This window comes from Ciceribacter sichuanensis, from assembly GCF_024055605.1.
Classification (GTDB): domain Bacteria; phylum Pseudomonadota; class Alphaproteobacteria; order Rhizobiales; family Rhizobiaceae; genus Allorhizobium; species Allorhizobium sichuanense.
Genome location: NZ_JAMXLX010000004.1, coordinates 1 through 22,084, shown reverse-complemented (window position 1 = coordinate 22,084; position 22,084 = coordinate 1). Strand labels below are relative to the sequence as shown.

The 22,084-nt window shown below is 54.1% G+C and carries 16 protein-coding genes, 2 pseudogenes and 1 other annotated feature; of the genes and pseudogenes, 5 read left to right on the top strand and 13 right to left on the bottom strand.

Features of this window, described 5'->3' with window-relative positions; translation table 11 throughout:
- Positions 1-4: 4 nt before the first annotated feature.
- Positions 5-1,168, bottom strand: a complete 1,164-nt coding sequence (locus tag NBH21_RS13160; RefSeq protein ID WP_250914229.1) for a TMEM43 family protein — start codon at positions 1,166-1,168, stop codon at positions 5-7.
- Between the two features lie 270 nt (positions 1,169-1,438).
- On the opposite strand from NBH21_RS13160, the gene NBH21_RS13155 reads away from it, so the two are divergent.
- Together NBH21_RS13155 and NBH21_RS13150 are read left to right on the top strand one after the other, a co-directional pair.
- Positions 1,439-2,866 carry an MBOAT family O-acyltransferase gene (locus NBH21_RS13155; protein ID WP_250914230.1) on the top strand — a complete coding sequence of 476 codons (1,428 nt, stop codon included), beginning with the start codon at positions 1,439-1,441 and terminating at the stop codon, positions 2,864-2,866.
- A complete protein-coding gene (locus NBH21_RS13150) occupies positions 2,793-4,103 on the top strand; it encodes an alginate O-acetyltransferase AlgX-related protein (RefSeq protein WP_250914231.1) in 1,311 nt (436 codons plus the stop codon). The genes NBH21_RS13155 and NBH21_RS13150 overlap by 74 nt, the downstream gene beginning before the upstream one ends.
- Positions 4,104-4,131: 28 nt before the next feature.
- Here NBH21_RS13150 and NBH21_RS13145 read toward each other — a convergent pair whose 3' ends face one another.
- The 11 genes and pseudogenes from NBH21_RS13145 to NBH21_RS13095 all read right to left on the bottom strand — a co-directional run bounded on the left by NBH21_RS13145 (position 4,132) and on the right by NBH21_RS13095 (position 18,295).
- The gene (locus NBH21_RS13145) at positions 4,132-5,022 is read right to left on the bottom strand and encodes a glycosyltransferase family 2 protein (protein WP_250914232.1); all 891 of its coding nucleotides are present in this window, start codon (positions 5,020-5,022) and stop codon (positions 4,132-4,134) included.
- A complete protein-coding gene (locus NBH21_RS13140; RefSeq protein WP_250914233.1) occupies positions 5,019-5,714 on the bottom strand; it encodes a class I SAM-dependent methyltransferase in 696 nt (231 codons plus the stop codon). The genes NBH21_RS13145 and NBH21_RS13140 overlap by 4 nt, the downstream gene beginning before the upstream one ends.
- Before the next feature lie 222 nt (positions 5,715-5,936).
- Positions 5,937-7,280: an ABC transporter ATP-binding protein gene (locus tag NBH21_RS13135; protein WP_250914234.1), complete on the bottom strand. Its 1,344-nt coding sequence runs from the start codon at positions 7,278-7,280 to the stop codon at positions 5,937-5,939.
- 2 nt (positions 7,281-7,282) lie between these two features.
- Positions 7,283-8,104, bottom strand: coding sequence for an ABC transporter permease (locus tag NBH21_RS13130; RefSeq protein ID WP_250914235.1), 822 nt, complete (start codon positions 8,102-8,104; stop codon positions 7,283-7,285).
- A 52-nt stretch (positions 8,105-8,156) separates the two neighbouring features.
- On the bottom strand, positions 8,157-10,475 hold the full coding sequence (locus NBH21_RS13125) for an FkbM family methyltransferase (RefSeq protein ID WP_250914236.1): 2,319 nt from the start codon (positions 10,473-10,475) through the stop codon (positions 8,157-8,159).
- Complete coding sequence (locus NBH21_RS13120; protein WP_425340416.1) at positions 10,472-11,380, bottom strand: NAD-dependent epimerase/dehydratase family protein; 909 nt, start codon at positions 11,378-11,380, stop codon at positions 10,472-10,474. The genes NBH21_RS13125 and NBH21_RS13120 overlap by 4 nt, the downstream gene beginning before the upstream one ends.
- A 20-nt stretch (positions 11,381-11,400) precedes the next feature.
- Positions 11,401-11,739, bottom strand: coding sequence for an acyltransferase (locus NBH21_RS26240; protein ID WP_425340428.1), 339 nt, complete (start codon positions 11,737-11,739; stop codon positions 11,401-11,403).
- 370 nt (positions 11,740-12,109) lie between these two features.
- Entirely contained in the window at positions 12,110-13,813 is a 1,704-nt protein-coding gene (locus NBH21_RS13110) for a capsular biosynthesis protein (RefSeq protein ID WP_250914238.1), read from the bottom strand.
- Between the two features lie 355 nt (positions 13,814-14,168).
- A complete protein-coding gene (locus tag NBH21_RS13105) occupies positions 14,169-15,275 on the bottom strand; it encodes a glycosyltransferase (RefSeq protein WP_250914239.1) in 1,107 nt (368 codons plus the stop codon).
- Entirely contained in the window at positions 15,272-16,651 is a 1,380-nt protein-coding gene (locus NBH21_RS13100) for a capsule biosynthesis protein (RefSeq protein WP_250914240.1), read from the bottom strand. The genes NBH21_RS13105 and NBH21_RS13100 overlap by 4 nt, the downstream gene beginning before the upstream one ends.
- 399 nt (positions 16,652-17,050) lie before the next feature.
- A pseudogene (locus tag NBH21_RS13095) lies at positions 17,051-18,295 on the bottom strand (IS3 family transposase).
- Positions 17,897-18,014, bottom strand: a sequence feature (AL1L pseudoknot). (Overlaps the previous pseudogene by 118 nt.)
- A 277-nt stretch (positions 18,296-18,572) precedes the next feature.
- On the opposite strand from NBH21_RS13095, the gene gmd reads away from it, so the two are divergent.
- Complete coding sequence (gene gmd, locus NBH21_RS13090) at positions 18,573-19,667, top strand: GDP-mannose 4,6-dehydratase (protein WP_250914241.1); 1,095 nt, start codon at positions 18,573-18,575, stop codon at positions 19,665-19,667.
- A gap of 4 nt (positions 19,668-19,671) precedes the next feature.
- The gene (gene fcl / locus NBH21_RS13085; RefSeq protein WP_250914242.1) at positions 19,672-20,607 is read left to right on the top strand and encodes a GDP-L-fucose synthase; all 936 of its coding nucleotides are present in this window, start codon (positions 19,672-19,674) and stop codon (positions 20,605-20,607) included.
- Here the strand turns inward: fcl and NBH21_RS13080 are convergent.
- Positions 20,567-20,851 (bottom strand): annotated as a pseudogene (locus NBH21_RS13080) (hypothetical protein); the annotation flags it as partial. The gene fcl and the pseudogene NBH21_RS13080 overlap by 41 nt on opposite strands.
- A gap of 535 nt (positions 20,852-21,386) precedes the next feature.
- Between NBH21_RS13080 and NBH21_RS13075 the strand changes: the two are divergent.
- Positions 21,387-21,995, top strand: coding sequence for an integrase core domain-containing protein (locus NBH21_RS13075; protein WP_250914243.1), 609 nt, complete (start codon positions 21,387-21,389; stop codon positions 21,993-21,995).
- The last annotated feature ends 89 nt before the right edge of the window (positions 21,996-22,084 follow it).

The window sequence follows — 22,084 nt, the reverse complement described above, 5'->3', positions numbered from 1 at the left end:
AGCTTCACCGACCGAATGCAGTTGCCGCGGGCTTGCCACGCCTGAGCCAGATAATGCCGAAGGCAACAATAGCGCCACCCGCCAGCAATCCTAGCGACAGAAGCGGACGGTAGGCGAACCAACCGATCGCGATCACCAGCGGACCGATCAGCACCGTCAGCACCAGCGCCACCAGGCCTGTGCCGAAGCCCACCAGCGAGCCAAAGAACGGGACGACATCGGCGATAACGCCGAGGATCGAAAAGATCAGCGAAAAGCCGATGAACAGACCGATCATGCCGCCGGCACGCACCAGCCAGGCGATGAGAGAGTTTTCCGCCTCGGCATCGGCAAACATCTGCGTCGCATCGACGTTGCCCGAAGCCGTCAGGAAGATCTCGCGACCGTTGGTCGTCGTGTAAGGCTTCAGCGAACCACCATCCTGCACGGCGACAAGGCTCGCTTCGCCGAGATCCGCGCGGGTGTAGCTTATCCGGATATCGCCAATCGCAGGCGTCGAAACATTGGCCCCCACATAAAGACCACCGCGATCGACATGCACCGGCCGGGAGAGAGCATCGGCTGCGCCGCGCGCATCTTCCTCGGTTACCTTGAGATCGGTCTGCGTGCCGAGATAGGCGATATCCTCCCCAGACACGGTGAAGGCGCCCACGGTCGCGGTATCGACGGTGAAGTTCTCGCTTTCAACGATCAATTGCGGGTTCTCATGGCCTTCGGGCTGACGGAAGTCCGCCGAATTCTCGCGCCCCTGCCGCCATTCCTTGGCATATTTATAGGTGGTAACGGTTTCTTCGCTGCCGCCCAGCTTCTTTTGCGTGGTCGATTCGCTCGATTCGATCCATTGATACATCTCGACTTCGCGGCGGATAGCCAGCGCTCCGTCGGCAGCAACGCCGAACTCTTCGTCCGAGGGAATGCTACCGGCCTTCACCTTGCCCGAGACATGAACGAGCTTGCCTTCGTTCGAAGGCACAATTTCGTCGGCGCTCACTGAAACGACGATGCTCGCTCCCTCCCCGAGCGCACGATAGGTCTTGATAGACCTTCCCTCGTTCCAGACCAGCGCCCAGATCGACCCGATCACAAGGACAATACCGATGAGAAAACCGACCAGCGCGTTCCTCAGCCGCGCGAACCAGGATGTCCGTGTCGTTTCCGTAAAACTCATGCTTCTGCCCCCACCCGCCGGATGCAATGCGCCTTTTGAGGGATTCTCTAGCGCAATTGGGTGTGAGAACCCTTAAGGCGCGATCAGAGCGGAAAACAGGGTTTAGCAAATCGCTGGCGACAGAGCGTTTATCGTTTGCCCTTCCGGTTCGTGCGTCCGTAAGGGGGATGTCTCCAACTCAAGAAAGAAAAATACGCGTCTAAACACTGGACGATTGAGCGAGCGTTGGAAGTTATGTACTCAAGGGACCGGAAACTCCCGGAAAAGCGAATGCTGTTTTCATCACCTGTATTCCTCAGCTTCTTTCTACCGCTGTCGATCGCTGCATACTTCCTGCTGCCTTTCCGCAGTTTGACGCTACTCGTTCTCAGTTTAGCGTTCTATGCTTGGGGAGAGCCAGCGGTGGTCTGGCTGCTTGTCGGAGTTATCCTAGTAAATTATGCACTGGGACTGGCTATTGATGGCAGCAGCGAAAGGTCCCGCCAGATCTGGTTGATAACCGGACTCATTGCCAATCTGCTTGTCCTGACCGTTTTCAAATACTCCACCTTTATCATCGAGAATATCAACAGTGCATTAGGACTTGTTGGATCAATATCTCTTCCAGTCCCACACCTGCCCCTTCCACTAGGCGTTTCGTTCTTCACATTCCAGGCCATAAGCTACCTCGTTGATATCTACAGAGGGGACGTTCGCGCTGAGCGGAATTTGGTTCGAATGGGTGTCTTCAAGGCATTCTTCCCACAACTTATTGCTGGCCCGATTGTTCGCTATAAGGAGATAGCAGGTGACCTCAGGAACAGAATGGTCACCCTGGAAAGGTTCTCGTCCGGCACTGAACGGTTTGTTATAGGTCTCGCAAAGAAGCTACTTATAGCTGACCCTCTCTCCATTCCTGTTGACCACATCTTCAGCACGCCTACCGCCGACCTCAGCAGTCCATTGGCATGGGTAGGCATCATATCCTTCGGGCTGCAAATTTACTTCGATTTTTCCGCCTACTCCGACATGGCAATCGGCTTGGCAATGATGTTCGGCTTTCGCTTCCCCGAAAACTTTGACATGCCTTATACCGCCAACAGCGTTCAAGACTTCTGGCGGCGCTGGCATATGACGCTATCGCGCTGGTTTCGCGATTATCTTTACATACCGCTCGGCGGGAACAGGCGCGGCGCGGCGCGGACATCAATGAACCTTTGGATCGTCTTTGCCACTACCGGGCTCTGGCATGGCGCTAGCTGGACGTTTCTAATTTGGGGATTATGGCACGGCCTACTTCTGACGGTCGAGCGTGCGTGGTTCGGTCGCATTCTGGAAAGCTGGCCTATCCCACTTCGAAGGCTCTATACCATCGTTGCAGTGCTGCTGGGTTGGGTGTGGTTCCGGGCAGAGAGCTTCTCGCACGCTATCGGCTACTTTTCGGCACTTTTCTTCGGCGATGTGGCAGGGGCGCCCGCGGACATTCTACGGCTCTACAATCCGTTCCTGCTGACCGTCCTTTGCGTCGGATCTGTTTTGGGTCTAGGGATGCACTTTAGCATCGAACGCATATTCGGATCGCGTCGCCCCGGCGAGGCTCTCATTGCCAACCCCCTCCAGGAAACCCTGAGGAGCTTGGCGCTGGTTGCAATTGGCGGCGTTGCTTTATCTGCCGCGGCTGCCAGCACCCTCCAAGCCTTCCTATATTTCAGGTTCTGAAGCGATGCATGGTACCTACCAAACCTCCTTTATCAGTCAGCTATGCAAGTTCTTGCGCCTTGCTATCCGCTTACCCCTGATGCTGATCTTGCCTTTGGCCCTTTTCACCTCACTATCTCTTAACGGTGTTCTTACGTTGGCTGGATGGCAGCCATCGATACAGGTTGACGAAAACCGCGAGATGGCTCCCGAACCCAGGTGGAAGGGTGACATCACATCCTATGTACGAGGCCTCGATGCCTGGCTCACCGATAACTTTGCGTTTCGAAGGCCCCTTGTCTTAGCGTTCAACGAGCAGCTTTATACCCGTTTTCGCTCGACACTGGCACCAAATGTCGTTGTCGGGGCCGGCCCTTGGGTGTTCGGCGCCGAATTCGACGGGCTAGGTTCAGTCGGTCCGCGGCGGCTCAACCCGGAATATGTTGCCAAGGTTAAACAAGCTCTTATTGACCGAAAGCGATGGCTGGAAAGGCGAGGCATTCACATGCTCGTTCTTTTCATGCCCACGAAAGCGGCGATATATGGTAACCGCTATATGCCGGACAGTTGGCACTTCGATGAAAGCCTTCCAACGCAATCAGAGCAGGTCTTCGATGCGCTGAAGGAGGTCATGCCGGAGAACTTGGTCCCCGTCCGCCAAGCGATCCGGAAAGCTTCGGACAATGCCGAGCTTTATTACCACACCGACCCGCACGCTACTCAGCACGGCACCTTCATAGCTTTCGAGCAGTTGGCGGATCACATTCGGAAATACTTTCCCACCAGCGTTCCCTCGGCTTTCCCACCGTATAACCTTAAGATCGATTACTACGAGCCAACGGGTTTTGGTCGCATGATGGGGCTTCCATTCCGTGATGAAAGCTGGGTCCCAGTACCAGAAAATGGATACGGGTTCACATCTCCCACGCCGCCATCATGGGAGAAGCTACTTCCCGAGGGAAGCCGTCTAACCTACTATGAGAATAGCCATGTCCGGAAAATCAAAGTGGCTGTCATTGGCGACTCATTCACCAACAGGATGGCCGCGATAGCTGGTGAGGTGTTCAGTCAGGCAGCAACTGTAAACGTTAATAACGTCGCCAACCTTCCTGACCATAAGTTTCCGGCTGCATTTTTAGATGCTTACCGCCCTGACTTCGCAGTTTTTATGTATGTAGAATCCCGGCTGATCGAATGCTCTCCGAGCTGCGGTGAATTTCCGGTTTTCAACCCCGTGGAGATTTCTGGCTCAAACTAGCGCCAACCGATCCATGAATCGAATCAGTTCAATTTTTTCCGCGGCTCTGTACCAAATGGTATTTTCTGCCCAACGTCAGGATTGGGTCGAACAGGCTAATGTAACGGCCCGACAGAACGTTAATACTGGTGCGCGCAAAGGCGGAGTTCCTAAGCGACCTGCCAACCCGACTGGTTGTAAGCGATGTCTTCAGGCGCTTTGCAAGCTCTTTCTTGAGGCGATAAGCACCCTGCTCTTGTCCGCCATCGGCGCCGTAAGTCTTCTCGTAACGCTCCCGCATAGCGATCTGACGCGCCTGAAGCCACTGATAGTTCTCAGACCTCGGATCCTCACTCCAGTTGCGGTAATGATGAAGAGCTATTTGCTTCGTGTACACCACATCGTAGTTGGAATGTAGAACTTCGGCAGTCAAGGCGGAGTCGATTCCATAGTCACGGAACTCTTCTGAAAAACCACCAACCTGCTTCATCACCTTGGTTGGCAATACCCCCTGATTCACATTCAGAATTCCGATGGAAGAAATGCCTCCGATATAGGGAGCATCAACGAACGGTCCCTGCACGTCCGTAGTCTTCAATGCGACCATGCCAATGGCTGAGTTGCCTTCCAGAATCTCAACCGCGCAGTCCAACCCTCCGTCGACGACCTCGTTGTCATCGCTCAACCAGCAGACATACTTGGTATCGACGATGTCAAAGACGTCGTTGTAGGCCTTCGCCTGACCTAGTTTTTTCCCGACCAGAACCGGAATAATAGTTTCGGAAGCAATGGACTGAAGATACTCGACCGTACCATCGGTAGAACCTGCATCGGTAATGTAGATCTTAGTCGGAGTTCTTGTCTCACGCACAATACTTTCAATGCAGCGCTGAACCTGATCGAGGCGATTGTATGTACCGAGAACAACGGAGAGCTTCATATCGAGTAGTCTATCTTTGGAGTTGTGGGATCCGGTTCGTGCACGAAGCTTTCGTCCGAAAATTCGACATTCTTAGTTACCATGAAGATTTCTCTGCGGTGCAAACGTTCACTACTGTCAACAAAATCCGAGTGGTCGACAGTTCCAACGTATCTATGAACCGAAGAAAATCCCGCAACATAGAACATTTTCAGGAGCGCGTTTCGCGACGGAACAATCGCATGAAAATGCAGCCCTTGCGTGTGATTGCGTCCCTCGGAAATGATTATCAGATCATTGCCTTTTCCGGGCGCGACCTGTGTCTCTACGAAGAGATACTTCTCCGTCATACGAAACAGATTGCGGATAGCAGCGAAAGGGTTTTCCAAGTGGTAGAGAAGACCAAAACAGAAAACCAGATCAGCCTGTTTACCGCCAAGGTCAACACTCTGATCGGTGATATCAAGAGCTGAAAACGTCGCCTCGGGTACCCTCGATGCCGCAGCTTCGGCCAGTTCCGGACGTCCATCGACGCCCCAGACATTCAGCCCGCGTGCAGCCAGACGCTCCGAAAACCAACCGGGTCCACAACCCACATCGAAACACCGCTCGATACCCTTCAGCCGATCGAGCACACCTTCCGCCATCGACCAACGTGCTTCGTTGATCTCGATATAGTATCGATCGTCGAACATACTGATTTTATTTGACATACGAACCTCAATCCGGGCGAGAACTGCCAGATTTACCGCCTAATCCGAATTTCGGCGTCAAACTCCAAATAACCGCGTCGACTTAACGGGGAGAGCAATCCTTCAAGCTGCCGCCGTATATCCCAGGAACAATAGGCTGTCAAACTTTGTCCGCCGCCCAATGATCGGTGTAAAAGGGCACCTTTGATCTGGCTTGCGAGCGCGGGCCAGTGATTGGCACCACTATTGCCGTTGATCCTCCACTGTCCAATCAAGCATGGGCCGGATGGGACCAGGAAACGGCCGCGGCATACCTCCACGAGCGGAGACCTCACCCAACGGTGCTTCCACACAATGGAACGACAGCATCCTCTCATGCTGGAAGAACCGCCTAAAAGGGGAGTCGAAGGGATTGAAGACCATCAACGATACGGAATAGGTGCCGATATTGAGGAGGTGCTTGGGGACCCAGACGACCGAACGAATAACAGTCGGGCGATCCTTGGCATAATGGGCAATGTCATAGCCGGTCGGAACGGCATTGAAAATATGCGTGCCCAATGGGCAATAAACATGGATGCCCGGAATAAACGTATTGGATCCCGTAGTGGAATAAATCATTTCTATTCCAATCTTCTCATTGAGATGGAATAGGGTCTTATCCTCGCCGGCTTCATCGATAATGCGTGCGGACATCAGATGTGCATTGCCCGAATTCTCTGGCGTGCCATCTCCGACGTTTTCATGCCGGTCTTCCGCAGCAACGACAGGACTTCTCTCCGACGACGCAGGATTACCTTCGGCGTCGGTCAGAGTTGGACGTACCAGTGAGGACTTAACGTTCAGAACTGCCTCAACATAAGCCTCGATGACTTCTCCGGCGTCACCATCCTTGAGTAGCTGGCCGTTTTCGATCCACAGACAGCGATCACAATAACGCATGACCGAATCCATGCTGTGCGAAACGAAAAACAGCGTCTGTCCTCGCGACGTGAGATCATCAACGCGTTCAAGGCATTTTCGCTGAAAGGCCATATCGCCTACGGCCAGGACTTCATCAAGCAACAGGATGTCTGGATCGAGGTGAGCTGCTACAGAGAAGGCAAGCCGCATGCGCATGCCACTGCTGTAGTGTTTCAATGGCGTATCGATAAAGCGCGACACCCCGGAAAACTCAACGATCTCGTCGAATCTTTCCCGGGTCCGTTCGCGCGAAAGGCCATAAAGCGACGCATTGAGAAAGACATTTTCCCGGCCGGACAGGTTGTCGTTGAAGCCGGTTCCGACTTCGAGCAGAGAGGTCAAAGTTCCCTTGATCCGTATCTCGCCCGTCGTCGGATAAGTCACCCGCGACATGATCTTGAGCAGGGTGGACTTTCCCGCTCCGTTGCGACCGACGATTCCAATGCGCTCGCCACGATTCACCGAGAAGGATACATCCTTCAGCGCCCAATGAATGTTCTCCTCCGATTGCCGCGAACCAATCAATCGCGGCAGCGAGAATTTCTTCTTTTCTTTACCAGCTAGGTTTTGGGCGAGTGGGTATGATTTTCCCAGGCCTGTTACAGTAACGACCGTTTCACTCATGACTACAACCTGTCGACAATGTATTTTTCACGGCGATAGAAAACCGCCAGACCAAGCAGCGCCACAACCACAGTGAACGCCATCGAATAAAGCCACAAATTTACCGGCAGTGCGAAATCCGCAAATAGCGTTGCCCGGAATGCCATGAGAAGGCCGACCATCGGATTCAGGGAATAGAAAAATTGGGCGTCTGCGGGCATCATTGCAGGTGCGTAGATAACGGGGGACACAAACAAGCCGATATACAGCAAATGTCCCAAGAAGCGATCCCAGTCACCGTTGCCAAGGCCCAGGACAGCGAAAATGCAACCGACGCCAAGGGTCATAAGAGCCAACTGCAATATGACCAACGGCAGCAGTAACACGTTCCAACCGGGAAATGTGTTGAAGAAGATCATCATGATGACCAGCGGAATCGCGCTTATCGAAAACGTCACTAGATTCGACAGGATCGAGCTTAGTGGTGAAAGGATTTTTGGGAAGTACACTTTCTTGATCAAACCTGCATTCCGCTTGACCGATGAAGAGGTGTCCTGGACGCTTTCGGTAAATTTGAACCAGAGGATCAGGCCGCTATAGACATAGAGCAGATAGGGAATTTCGACCCCAGTATTCGCCTGCGAATAATGACGAAAAAGACCGAAAAGAATCACCATCAGAACAGGTCGAAAAATCGGCCAGACATAGGCGAGATACTGTTGGTTGAATTCGGATTTCAGCTCACGCCGAACCATTGAGCGCAAGAGGCCGCGATAAGACCATAACTCTCGAAAGCTAACGAAAGCATAGAGATTGGGGGGACGGATTATCGTTTCTCGTGTCATGTCTGGTTTCTTCTGATTTTATCGCGGAGTTGGCGCCGATGATGGGGGAACATCATCGTGACAACATTTCGTTGCGCTTAAACGCGTTGTCCGCTCTGTCGATGGCCAAAATGCCACGCTCTCGTTCCGCCCATTGAAGCGCCTTGAGTTCATTGCGCGACAATTTGCCAGCAAAACGGCCGCCGAAAAATTGGTTCGGACGTAGTAGCGATGGTTGGCAGGCGGCGAAAGTGCGTTCGATCAACGCTGCCTTATCGTGCGTCTTCCGAACCAGAAAGTAGTTATTGCGTCGCGTAATTGCGGCAGCGTCAAAAATTTCGCTCATGCTGCCAAAGCGGACCAATCTCTTCAGGTCACCGGAAATGCAATAGGCAACGTAGCCAAGCTTCTCTTCGAGAAGCGTGAGACACGCCAACATCTCCTCTTTTTCTGCGGGATTGCTGTTCTTGGTGGAGATCTCCAGCTCAATGATCGCATCCGATCGCTCCAGTGTGCCCACCGCGCCTTCAAGGACCTGCGCTTCAGTGCCCTCAACGTCGATCTTGATGAAGGCGATTTCCAAAATCCCTATTTCAGGAAGGACATCATCAAGCCGCCGTACCGGAACTTCCCTTACGCTATCCACCGCGGAACGACCGGTATTTATAATCCCGCTGAAGCTGGTCTGCTCCGCCTCATAGAATGAAGTTACGCCGTTCTGCGAGCCGACGCATATGGGGAGCAGATTTATCTGCGCATCGAGCTTGTTGGCCGTGATGTTTTTCCGTAGCAGGTCTATCGCGCGCTGGGCGGGTTCAAACGCCACAACACGGCCGCCCGGCCCGGCCCTGAGAGCACCCAGCAAGCTGTAGAGGCCAATATTGGCTCCCACGTCGATGACAACGTCGCCCGGTTTGATCAATGCGTTGAAAAGAGCATACTCGGATTGCTCATTGAACATGCCATAATAAAGATCGCAGCCTAGGTGATCGCCGATATTGACATTGAGACTCAGTCCTGTCGTCGAGACCACCTGCTTGAGCGCATACTTTCCGGCCGGATGGAAAAGCTCTCGTCGATGCCGGACCAATTTTGAGAAACGCGGCCCCACCGCATCGGAGCGCAGTGTTTCCGGCAACAATTGGTGCAGCGCCGCCAACTTCAGGAACTCTTGTTCCTGTTCTGCTCGACTCAGGCTCTTCACCCAACGCGCCTCGTGCACCTCGGTCATGATCTTGATAAAATCGCGCGCGTATTGCCTAGCTCGCTTCTTGGCTGCTAGGCGGGCGGCCATTTCCATTTCGCCATCAGGTCCGGCACTGGACACATGCCAAACGGCCTTGAGCTTTTCCGCCAGGTCATTCGCGTCCCCGGTCTTGAAGAATGTGGCGTTCGGAGGATCCTGCTCCACATGGACGTCGATATCGGACACGACGATGTGCTTGCCCAAAGCACGGGCATCCTCGACCGAAGTACTCCAACCTTCGAACCGGGAAGGCTGGAGTACCAACGCAGCACGGCGAAAGATCTGAAGCTGATCTTCACGTGGGATCATGCCCAGCATGATTATCTGCTGCTCGACACCATGCTCCTTCAGAATGCTTTCAAGGCGCTGGAAATGCCCCGAATTGCGATAATCGTCTTTATTTCCGGTACTGACCAACGGCAATTCAAGTCCCTGATCGCGCAGAATGCCAATGGCTTCGAATGCCGTCTCGAAGCCTTTGTGCTGCCAAAGCTGATTGGGGAGATAAACGAATTTTTCCGGCAGACCGTATTTTCGGCAAACCTCAGCGGCATCCGCGGAAAAAGCAGCGCTGTCGATGACTGTGCAAAACCGAAGAACGCGAACAGCCTTATCCGCAAACTGGGGGAAAAATCTCAGAAAGTCCCTTTGTACAGCTTCACTACTCAGTACAAGAACGCCATCCTCGGACAGCATTTTGTTGTACATTTCATCTCGAGAGCGGCGTTCTTCATCGGAGAAGAATTCCGGGAAATGTTTGTACTGAAAATCGGGAATCCAGTAGACGTTTTGAGCGCTTCCGAGCACGCCTGGGCCTTTTACGGGAAAAGCCACGCTGCACTCGTCGGCGCGCATAAGCACCCCTGGGAGATCCATAGACATGTAGCGCCGGAGCACGCGGCGCAGAAAATCGATGCCACGGGAAAGCTTTCCGTTTTTCGTAGGCACAGGACCATCCAGAACGATGTTCGGTTGGCCTTTGAATTCCGTCTCGAAATTCAGGTCTTTATTCTTCCGGCCAATCTTCAGAACAATCTCCGGCTGCTCTGCCACCGGCAGAGAACAGATCGCTTTCAGGAGATTTCTGGTGTATTGCACTCCACCAAGCCAGTGCGCGCCGCCTGTCAAATAAACAAGTATTTTCATAGACTTCTAAACCACTCCACGTAGCTGGCGACGCCTCGCTTCAGATCCATTGACGGCGTAAATCCGAGCGTGCCCAACTTAGATACGTCGGCTCGCCAGTTCTTCGGATCCCCTGCTCGCTGAAGACCTGAAAACGAAAGGCAACTGCAATCCATGCCGAAACCTCCAATGACGAGTTCGGCAATTTCTCTGATGGACGTCTCCCGACCGCTTGCCACATTTATGGCTTCGCCGCAAAACGGCGAGTTGCGCAGGATGCACAATATGGCGCTGGCTATGTCGTTCACGTGGATAAAATCACGTGACTCCGTTCCGTCGCCGCTTAGCTGGATTTCCCTATCAACAGCGCACTTCCTGCACAAGTCCCAAAAGATCTGCTTTCTGAGCCCTGCGCCATAGGCGGAAAATACGCGAAGGGCAGCAACCCTTGTTCCGTAAATGGCGTGATATTCCTGCGTCAGCAACTCACACATCCACTTATGGTAGCCATAAGGAGAAATGGGCCGAGGCTGCATAGTTTCCAAAATGGGCAATTCACGTGGCTGCCCATAGATTGCGGCACTCGACGCTAGAAGGACCTTGGTTTCCGGTGACAACTGACGCACCTGCTCCAGAAGACTGGAAAACAGGTCCACGGACAGATTGAAATCGAAGCGGGGTTCCTTCACCGAACGGCTCACATCGGCGTTGCCGGCGAGGTTAATGACATAGGTAGGCTTAATGCTCGATAGAATTGAGCCGATATTGAGGTCGCCTTGCTTGACCACATGAAAGCGGGAAAAGAGTTCCCCCTCTTCGGGAGGGTTGATGTCCACCCCGATCGTCGTCAGTCCCTGTTTCTGGCAAAGGCGGGAGACTTCTTTACCCAGAAAGCCCGCAGCGCCGACAACTATTACACTCTCCACCCGCACCATCTCCTGCGAAACTAGATCTCACTCAGATCGCCGGACGTCAGCGGTTCACCCGGAGTCAGGCGCTTTACCACCTGGGCGGGATTTCCTGCTACGACAGTCCAAGGCTCAACGTCACGCGTTACCACGGATCGCGCACCCACGACCGCACCTTCTCCGATTGTCACGCCTTTTAATATTACCGCATCAAAACCAATCCAGGCGTAGTCACCGATGCGAATTGGTTTCTTATCAACGACGTCCCAGTTCTTGTTCCTAATAAAATTCCCAGAGCCCCAGTCTTTCAGCTGCCGCTTCTGGTCGTTGATCCTTTCTCGGAAATCAAGAGAGTGGGAATTATGGTCGTAGATCATAATTCCCCAGGCCATGGTTACCCAGTTGCCGATCTCCACCGATTGCGCGGATATTATCCGTGTGCCACCGATATAGCATCCGTCACCGATTTTGACGGACCCAGTATCCGTTTCGAAAATGATCTTGCATTTCAAAATGCATTCATTCCCAATCTCGACGCAGGGCTCATTCCTGTCGGTTCTGAATTCGACGCCAAAGCCTTTGTCGAGAATGGATTCTCCACATTTCACGGCAGGATGGGAGCGTGCCACATTCCCCTGAAACAATCCCGTCTTCGAAACGACAGGGCGCGCAGGACTGCTCTCGATTGCAGTCTTGGCGGAAGCCCTGACTTTGCGCCCTATTCTGGCAAGATGCCTTCGCAGCACATCAATCAAGCTGCACCTCGATGTTCTTTTCGTCCGGGTAAATGAAGTCCTTGCCCTCAAGGATACCTTCACAGATTACATCCAAACCGAGGCTCTTGCCTTTCGCGAGGTCGCTGGCGCCGTTTGCAAGGCTGATCTTGAAAGGAGGAAAGCCCTCGTTCGGCACGACCATTGGCAATGGGATCATTCTTCTGAAAAAGAAATGATACGCATATTTGCGAGCTTGTGTGCGCGCCTCCTCGTCGAGCCGATGTCCTATCGGCAAGCTGTCGAGGATCTCGAAGTATTCTTTCTGGCTGTGAGCGTCCAACGTCAGACCCTTGTTGCGGATCCACGCCTCGCCGGCGACAATTACAGGAATGCCGCGAGACGTTAGCTCGATGCCAGTCTTGGTGCCGTAAATGACGACGGAGTCACAGACCTCAAGGACCGCATAAGTGCTTATCGGGCTTTCCGGGGCAATCACGAAAATATTAGGCGGTAAGTTCGGAAACGCTTTCTGGATTTCATCCATCACACGTTGACGCGATTTGACTGTTCCGCGAATCTCAGCCGGATGCACCCGAATGACGAGTTGCAAATCGGGGCGCTTGGCGAAATACTTGATCGATTCCTGGAGCCAGACAATCATGTTGGGGAAAGCGTTCGCCTTAAAGTGTAACTGCGCATCCCAAACGACGTTGGTCAGCAAGCCAATTGTCGGCTTGTTCAGATCAAGCCCAAGTTCGCGCGCGATCGCCGCCATCTCTTCTTCCGGCTTCTCGTGGAACCAGATCCAGTCGCGCGTCCCCTTGGTACGACTTTCCAGATAGTCCATGGCCCGCTTATCCAACTCCGGCGTCCAGGGTATGTTCCTCCAGCTCTCGACGGGCTCGGAAATCATCGTGTGATGATAGGTATCGCCATGACTGAATATGAAGCGCTGCTTGCGATAGGCCGTTACCCAGTTCACAACGCGGACGCCCTTCTTCCGGGCGACCTCGCCCACAATGCCGAGCGGGACGTAAATGCCATGGCTAAATACGAGCACGTCGTATTTTTCACGATCAAGCAGGTTGCTGACAGAGATGGCCGTCAGGATCGAGCCCTTAAGGAAACGGCGCAGCACCGGCTCAGCATCCGGTTGCCCCTCAAGCGTACCTCTTGCGAAATAGCGCAATGCCCCCGCAAGAGCATGCTCGCCAACCGCTAGGCCATTTAACTCGAATTGCCCGATGTCATCAAAACTTATCTCTCTGCTAAGCACATCGGCCTGTGCTTTTTCAGCCTCCGAGATATAGGAGCCATATTTATGAACCTTGATGCCCGCTGATCCGAAGGATGCCTCGCTCTTCTCAAAACAGCCTCCGCAATACTTAAGCTTGGGTCCATGCTCGACGAATTCCTGCGGGTCTTCGTAATTGTTGATATTTCCTCGAAGACAAGCCGGAAGGCTGGCATCACAGAGCAATGCTTCCGCTTCGGCCCCGCGCTCGATGAGAGCAACGGCGATCAAGCTTTCCAGTGTGGTCGATGGCGCGTCACCGCCGATACTGGTTGCAATCAACACCCTCTGCTTCGGGGCGGTTCCCGTTTTTCCTCGCGAAGCCACATGGTCGCGTCCCAAAAGGTCGCCCCAATTCGGAAAGTTGCTGTGCACATTCCAAGTCTTCGTAATCTTGCTTACACCGCTTCTGGAAAAAAGCGCGCGCAAAAGTTTCTTCACTATTTCTCTCCGTAACGCAAAAAGTCCCGCCTGCTTCATCGGGAACATTGATCGCGTTTATCTAAAGCCTGCAGGGTTCCGAGAAAACGCGGCTCGGACAAGAGGACGTGCCTCAACATTTTCTCGCTTATAAGGTCTCTCCTGCTGGATGTCACATTTTCTATCGGCAGAAAATCACACCCTCCGGATTTCTGAGAGACCTGAGCGAAGCGCCGAACGAAATGTTCGCCGGCATACCGGCTCCGACGCCGAGAGGAGATGCGAGCATTTAAATCGACATTGTCCAAACCTCCACAAGGCTCAGCGTCAACAATCATGAAACGATGGGGCAAAAGCGTAAGACCGGGCCAAAGAACTACAAGGTTTCATCCGGCTCCAGGATTGCCCGTATATTCTCGATGAAGCGAACCCTCGAAAACTCTTTCGCGCGCTTTTCACAGGCCTGCCTCATCGACAAAGCCCTATTGCAGTCCATCGCCTCAACCGCTTGGCAAATTTCGGCAACCCCAAACGCTGCGGGAAGCAAATTACCAGTTTCCCCATCAACAATAGTCTCGACAAGGCCCCCTTCATTGACAGCGATCACAGGCTTGCCAGCAGCCATGGCTTCGACTGCGGACATTCCGAAATCTTCGTCAGCGGGGAGATAAAGGCAGGCAATCGACCTGCCAACCAGCTCTGCGAGCTTTTGGTCATCCACCCAACCCAGAACCGCGATGTTGGGTGCCCCCTCCGCAAGGCGCCTTATGTGCTCAAGTTGGGATCCACCGGACGCGACAACAAGCTTTTTGTCCGGCATCTGGCGGAAGGCTTGAACCACAAGATCGACACGCTTGTTCGGTTCCAGCCTCCCCAGAGAAAGATAAAAATCTCCCTGAGAGATCCATCGAAACAGATCAATATCCACCGGCGGGTAAATAACGTGGCTGGGAAGCCCCAGATACTTGTCGATGCGACGTTGAACATTCGCCGAATTTGTGACGATGAGATCCATCCGACGCATCGCTTGAAGGTATTTTCGACGATAAGCCGCAACACCGAGCGAAAAAAGCGGTCGCAAGAAAAGGTTGAACGAAAGCCTGTACTTTTCACTCTGCTCAAATGCAAACTTGGGTGGAGTGTGACAATAACATATTCGCTTTCCTGAGCGCTGCGCAGACACCGCCAAGGGGGCGAAGATACCACTGTAAATGACGTTTCTAGCCTTGGGCAGACATTGCCCGAGAAACATGAAGGAAAACATGGCTCGCGCCTGCCTCGGGAGGAATGCTAGGCGCTCCCCCAAAACCTTCACCTCGATGTCTTCTCCTACACCACTTCTAAGAAAGTCCGCGTATACGCCCGACGTCCAGAGTGCACAGTCTGGCAAATCCCTGCACAAAATATTGACCAGACGCTCAGCGCCCCCGCCCACCTGACAATAGTCCTGGACAACCAGGGTTGAGAGGGTTTTATCGCTCACTTCTCAGCCCCTGCTCTCATGACAAAGGGGGTGAGATTCATGATGCCATTGCACAGACAGTCAAGCCCCGCGTCTTTTCCAGGCAGCAGCGACTGGAGCGTTTCAACGTTATAGGCGACTGGCGTCAGACGATGGCGCTTTTCGGCAAACCCCAACGGGATCATGCGCCGAAAAAACAGATAGTGAGCATAGTGACGGGCGAGGCGTATCTGGTCGGCGGTCAGACACGGGATAGCGGGCAATTCCGCCAGCAATTCCGCGTAGTTCTCTTTCGAACTAATATCGACCGTAAATCCCTTGTTACGCGCCCACGCCTCGCCGGCCACGATGGTGGTGATGCCCAGGCAAGGCAACTCGATCGCCATTTTGGTACCGTAGACGAGGACCGCGCGACAGCGCTCCATCAGTAGATAAGTGTTTCGCGGATCATCTGGCTCCACGATCTTGATGGTTTCGGGCAGGCTACCGTAGCGTGCCGTGAGCAAGTCAGAAACCTTCTGCCGCGAAGGCACGCTCCCCAGAACCTCGGCCGGATGAATCCGGATCAGCAACTGAATGTCTGTCCGCATCCGGAAATAGTCGACAGTCTCATAGAGCCATTCCAGCATGGATGAGAAGGCGTTCGCCTTGAAATGCAGCTGAGCGTCCCACATGACATTGGTCAGCAGCCCGAAAACGGGCTTCTGCGAATCGATATCGAGACCTTCGAAAGGATCTTGCGACGCGCTCCTCTCACTCTGGAAGCTAATCCAGTCGTTACTGCCAGAGCGCCGTGACTTTATGTAATCGACGATTTCTGTCTCATCGCGCTCCGTAAACGGAAGGGTTTGCCAAGATTCACTCGGCTCTGCAATCATCGAGCGATGGTAAGTGTCATGATGGCTAAAGAGAACAGAACGCTCGCGATAGGCTAGATTCCAGTTTACCACCGGAACCTCGAACTTGCGACAGACGTCACCGACCGCACCTTGCGGAACGTAGATTCCGTGATGAAAGACAACTCTGTCAAAGGTCTGTGAGGTGAGCAGGTTCTCCATGACGCGAACACTTTGCATAGAAGCCTTCAAGTAGCGACGCAGGATGGCGCCGCCGCCCGCCTCGTTTTCCAATGTTCCCGAGCCGTAATAGCGCAAAGCACCGGCCCTCGCATGCTCACCGACCGGCACACCATGCCACGAGAAGCCTGACAACACGCCGTCATCGAGTCCTTCCACAATGTCATCGATTTCCCGCTGATCTGCTTCCGAAATGAACTGGCTGTAATACAGGAGCGGTATCTCCGCCTCCCGAAACATTTCAGATGCGGGCTTCGCGCAAGTGGAGCAAAGTGGCGATGGCCCATTCGCAATGAGTTGCCTTTCAGGAAGTGTCCGCAAGTCACACTCCTGACAGGCGGCGAGAACGCCATCACACAGCAAGACCGTGACCTTGCAACCTCTCAGCTGCAGCGCAACCGACAAGACGCTTTCAAACCCACTGAGAGGCCAATTCGAGCCGGTGCTGGTAGCAATAAGCACCGATGGTCCCGATTTCTCCGCATTCGGAGAACCTCTCGCTATGATCTTCTTCCATGACGGACGCGCTGAAGACCTTGTACGGACATGCCGGAGAAGACGCGCTCTAAAAGTTTTCAAGTCTGTACCCAAACTGACAAGCTCAAGACGGAGCAATTTTCAGCCGCCTTCTAATCTGCAAAAGCGGCGAAAAGCTAGTCAATCTGGTGACCAAGTTCAACCGATGATGATTTTTCAGGGAATCTTGATACCAAAAATCGATCAACCACGGACCAAAACTAGGGATTGCACTGAACCGCACCGGGTTTGTCGGAGGCTATCCTCGGCTTCGGCTGGCGGTATGTTGCCTATTGGCTCCAGAAGACGGCGGCTGTTGAACCAGTCGACCCATTCCAGCGTTGCAAACTCCACGGCTTCGAAGCTTCGCCACGATCCTCGCCGATGGATGACCTCGGCCTTGTAAAGACCGTTGATCGTTTCAGCGAGAGCGTTGTAGTAGGAATCGTCGACACTCCCGATAGACGGCTCGATGCCCCCCTCGGCCAATCGTTCGGAATAGCGAATGGACACATATTGCGAGCCGCGGTCGCAATGATGAACCAGCCCGCCACGATAGACGGGCCGCCGGTCATGCGGTGCCTGGTCGAGGGCATCGAGCACAGAACCCGCATGAGCAGTCCGGCGTGCCCGCCAGCCGACGATACGGCGAGCGAAAGCATCAATGACGAAAGCCACGTAGACGAAGCCCTGCTAGGTCGCCACATAGGTGAAATCGGAAAGCCACAACATGTTTGGCGCTGGCGCACAGAAGTGTCGGTTCACCCGGTCGAGTGGGCATGGAGCAGCCTTATCGCTGATCGTCGTGCGGATCGGTTTGCCGCGAATGATGCCCCGCAGCCCCATTACCCTGATAAGCCGAGCGACAGTGCAGCGGGCGATGTCGAAGCCTTCCCGCTTCAATTGCCGCCAGACCTTGCGCACGCCATAGACCTGGAAGTTCTCATTGAACACCCCGCGTATCTCGATCTTCAGGTTAATGTCGCTGCGGGCTCGGACCGACAGGCGATCCACATCCAGACGCTTGGCGACGTTCTCGTAGTAGGTTGACGGGGCAATCGGCAAAAGCCTGCAGATCGGCTCGACCCCGAACACGCCACGGTGTTCGTCGATGAACGAAATCTTCGTTTGAAGGGGCGGTCGAGCTTCCGCCTGGGCGAAATGAGCAGACGCCTTGCGCAATATCTCGTTGGCCTGACGAAGCTCGCGGTTCTCCCGCTCCAGGGCCTTCATCTTCTCGGCCACATCACTCGGCAGGCCGGGCCGTAAACCATCGTCCACTTCCGCCTTCTTCACCCATTCATTGAGCGCCTGCGCCGTGCAGCCGATCTTGGCGGCGATCGAGGAGACCGCTGCCCATCGCGAGGAATATTCGCCTTGGTTATCCAAAACCATCCGCTCTGCTCGGGCGCGGACTTCGGGTGAAAACTTGTTCGTTGTCTTGCTCATATCGGCTCCACTTGCTCAGAAGTTGGAGCCTCTGGCAAACCCGGGGCGGTTCAAAGATTTCCCGCGACTCCACAATTGAGTCGCCGATTACCGAAACGACCGAAGAACTGACTATCTGTGCAGCAACAAGCCGGTGGGCACCCACCTCTCCACCCATGGCTGGACGATCTGTATTCTTTCCGCTAAAGGCAACCCATATTGAAAAATTGCCCGTTTGACGCCTACCTTTGGCTTGAGTTGAGTGCAAGAGGCGGCAATCGAGAGGAGATTGACGGCTATGAACGCAAAACAAAAAACAGCTCTGATCACGGGCGTTACCGGCCAGGATGGTTCCTATCTCGCCGAACTGCTGCTGGAAAAAGGGTACAAGGTTCACGGAATCAAGCGCCGCTCTTCGCTGTTTAATACTGATCGTATCGATCATCTTTACCAGGATCCGCACGATCAGGATCGTCGGCTGGTACTGCATTACGGCGACATGACGGATTCATCGAGTCTGGTACGCATTATCCAGCAAGTTCAGCCGGACGAAATCTACAATCTGGCTGCACAGTCACATGTTGCCGTATCATTCGAGGAACCGGAGTACACCGCGAACTCCGATGCCTTGGGTGCTCTGAGAATCCTTGAGGCAATACGTATTCTCGGGCTTGAGAAGAAGACACGCTTCTATCAGGCTTCAACATCAGAGCTCTACGGACTCGTGCAGGAAATTCCGCAGCGTGAAACCACGCCGTTCTATCCGCGTTCGCCTTATGCAGTGGCAAAACTATACGCTTACTGGATAACAGTGAATTATCGCGAGGCTTATGGCATCTACGCATGCAACGGGATCCTCTTCAATCATGAAAGCCCCGTTCGGGGTGAAACCTTTGTTACCCGCAAGATCACGCGCGCACTGGCGCGCATCAAGCTTGGCCTGCAGGACTGTCTCTATCTCGGAAATCTTGATGCCAAGCGTGACTGGGGTCACGCAAAAGATTACGTCGAGATGCAGTGGATGATGCTGCAACAGGAAGTGCCGGAAGATTTCGTCATTGCGACGGGGGTTCAGTATAGTGTGCGAGAATTCGTGAATGCGGCCGCCAAGGAAATCGATATCGCAATCACCTGGCAGGGCGAAGGCGTCGATGAAAAGGGATACGACGCGAACGGCAAGTGCATCGTCGCGGTTGATCCGCGATATTTCCGCCCGACCGAAGTCGAGACCCTGCTTGGCGACCCAACCAAGGCGAAGGAGAAGCTTGGCTGGGTGCCAAAAATCACTTTCCATGAGCTTGTCGCCGAAATGATGCGCGATGATCTCAAGGCCGCAGAGCGCGATGAACTTGTGAAGAAGCACGGTTTCTCCGCCTACGACTATCACGAGTAACAAAATGGACAAGAACGCGAAAATTTATGTTGCCGGACATCGCGGAATGGTGGGGTCCGCCATCGTGCGACGCCTCCGCGCGAGCGGATACACGAACATTGTTACGCGGACGCACAACGAACTCGATCTCGTAAACCAGAGCGCCGTTACGGACTTCCTCCTTCATGAGAAGCCCGAGTACATTTTTATGGCGGCCGCAAAAGTTGGCGGCATCCATGCAAACAACGTCTATCGTGCCGACTTCATCTATCAGAACCTCATGATTGAGGCGAACGTCGTTGAGGCTGCCCATCAGGCAGATGTCCAGCGCATGTTGTTTCTCGGCTCAAGCTGCATCTATCCTAGAGATTGTCCGCAGCCGATCCGGGAGGAGTACCTGCTCACCGCACCCCTGGAATCGACAAACGAACCTTATGCAATCGCGAAGATTGCCGGCTTGAAGTTGTGCGAGAGCTACAATCGTCAGCATAACCGACACTACAACTCCGTTATGCCAACCAATCTCTATGGTCCGAACGACAACTATGACCTGAACAACAGCCACGTCCTTCCAGCGCTTATTCGCAAGGCTCACGAGGCAAAGCTGCGCGGCGATAGCCAACTGGTCGTATGGGGTTCGGGTAGGCCCATGCGTGAATTTTTGTATGTAGACGACATGGCGGATGCCTGCGTTTTTCTGATGGAGACGGGAATCGACGAAGGCCCGCTGAACATCGGAACGGGTGAGGATGTCACCGTAAGACAACTCGCGGAAACCGTCATGGAAGTGGTCGGCTTCGGCGGAGAGATTGTCTATGACGGCTCCAAGCCGGATGGAACGCCACGCAAATTGCTCAGTGTCGAAAAGATGAAGTCATATGGATGGACCGCCCAAACGTCCCTGAAGGCAGGTATAGCGCTCACTTACGCCGACTTCCTCGCACAGCATACCGACGCCTGATCTGAGAGCTTTCCGGAGGGAAGCCTTTCGCTAGCAGGATCATCGTCGATCTGGCTCTGCTCGGGCCGTTGACGATAGCGGTAGGTGTGGCGGACAGGTAGGCGAACGGATCGACAGCGTTGAGCTTGCGGGTTTCGATGAGCGAGGCGATGGTCGCCCAGTTCCCCACTCCTGCATCGTGCCCCGCGAAGAGGGCGTTCTTGCGATTTGAGGCTGTCGGCCGGATTGTTCGCTCGACAGTGTTGACCTGAGGCCCTGATCTTTCTCCAAATTTGGGTTGGGTCCGTCACCCTGAGGAGACGGAGGGCATGAAGCGTTTGCGGTTCACGAAGAACAGATCATTGGGATATTGAATGAGCAGGGTGAGCCCTGGTGAACGGTGCGAAGACGGCGGATGTGTTCCGCAAGCACGGCATCTCGGATGCAACCTTCTACCAATAGTGAGCCACTGGAAGCGCCACTGGTTCAAGCTCAGTGGCGAATCCGCAGTATGGCGGCATGGACGGTGAAGCGGAAAAGCAAATGATCCAGTGAATCATTTGCCCGCTGAACGATGCCCGCAAGCTGAAGGCGCTCGAGGACGAGAACGCCAAGCTGAAGGAGCTTTTGGCCGAGGCCATGCTGGACAACGCGATCCTGAAGGATGTCGCTTCAAGAAAATGGTGACGCCCGATGTGAAGCGGGATGCGGTGGTCCACATCTGTGCGCAGCATGGGGTGAGCCAGCGTTGGGCGTGAGAAGTTCTATCGTTTGATCGGTCAAGCATAAGATATCGCAGCGTGCGGCCTGACGATGCGTCCATTCGTGAGGCGATGAAGAATGTGGCGTCCGAACGCCGTCGCTTCGGCTACCGCCGCATCCACGTCATGAGCCTGGACTTCGTCAGTGACGCCTTCACGGACGGCCGCCGCTTTCGGGTGCTGGCCATCGTCGACGACTTTACCCGCCAATGCCTGTGTCCGGTCGCCGACACGTCCCTGTCGGGCGGACGGCTCTCCCGCGAGCTGGACAGCCTCATTGCCGGACGGGGAAAGCCTATGACGATTTTCTCTGACAACGGCACGGAGATGACCAGCATGGCCATTCTCAAATGGTGTCAGGAAACACAGGTCGAATGGCACGACATCGCCCCCAGCAAGTCGATGCAAAACGGCTTCGTCGAAAGCTTCAACGCGGCAGCTTCCGCGACGAATGCCTCAACGAGGACCCTGTTCTCGTCACTCGCTCAAGCCCGCGCCGCCATCACCGCATGGAGGGAGGATTACAACAGCAACAGACCGCACTCTTCATTGGGCAACGCCACACCCAGTGAATTCGCAATGAAAATGGCTATGGAAAAACAGGCAGCATGTGACCTGCTCCCCGGATTGTCCGCGTTTATAAGTTAGCTCTGTTCATGTTCTGGTCGTGTGTGGACCGGGTTGCAAACTCGTAAGGGGTCAAGCCGTTGAGGCTCGTGTGCGGGCGGTTCAGGTTA

Coding starts and splice junctions, on each gene's coding strand:
- NBH21_RS13130 (WP_250914235.1), bottom strand. CDS start 8,104: ATGACACGAGAAACGATAATCCGTCCCCCCAATCTCTATGCTTTCGTT.
- NBH21_RS13145 (WP_250914232.1), bottom strand. CDS start 5,022: ATGAAGCTCTCCGTTGTTCTCGGTACATACAATCGCCTCGATCAGGTT.
- NBH21_RS26240 (WP_425340428.1), bottom strand. CDS start 11,739: ATGATCTACGACCATAATTCCCACTCTCTTGATTTCCGAGAAAGGATC.
- NBH21_RS13160 (WP_250914229.1), bottom strand. CDS start 1,168: ATGAGTTTTACGGAAACGACACGGACATCCTGGTTCGCGCGGCTGAGG.
- fcl (WP_250914242.1), top strand. CDS start 19,672: ATGGACAAGAACGCGAAAATTTATGTTGCCGGACATCGCGGAATGGTG.
- NBH21_RS13135 (WP_250914234.1), bottom strand. CDS start 7,280: ATGAGTGAAACGGTCGTTACTGTAACAGGCCTGGGAAAATCATACCCA.
- NBH21_RS13140 (WP_250914233.1), bottom strand. CDS start 5,714: ATGTCAAATAAAATCAGTATGTTCGACGATCGATACTATATCGAGATC.
- gmd (WP_250914241.1), top strand. CDS start 18,573: ATGAACGCAAAACAAAAAACAGCTCTGATCACGGGCGTTACCGGCCAG.
- NBH21_RS13125 (WP_250914236.1), bottom strand. CDS start 10,475: ATGAAAATACTTGTTTATTTGACAGGCGGCGCGCACTGGCTTGGTGGA.
- NBH21_RS13155 (WP_250914230.1), top strand. CDS start 1,439: ATGCTGTTTTCATCACCTGTATTCCTCAGCTTCTTTCTACCGCTGTCG.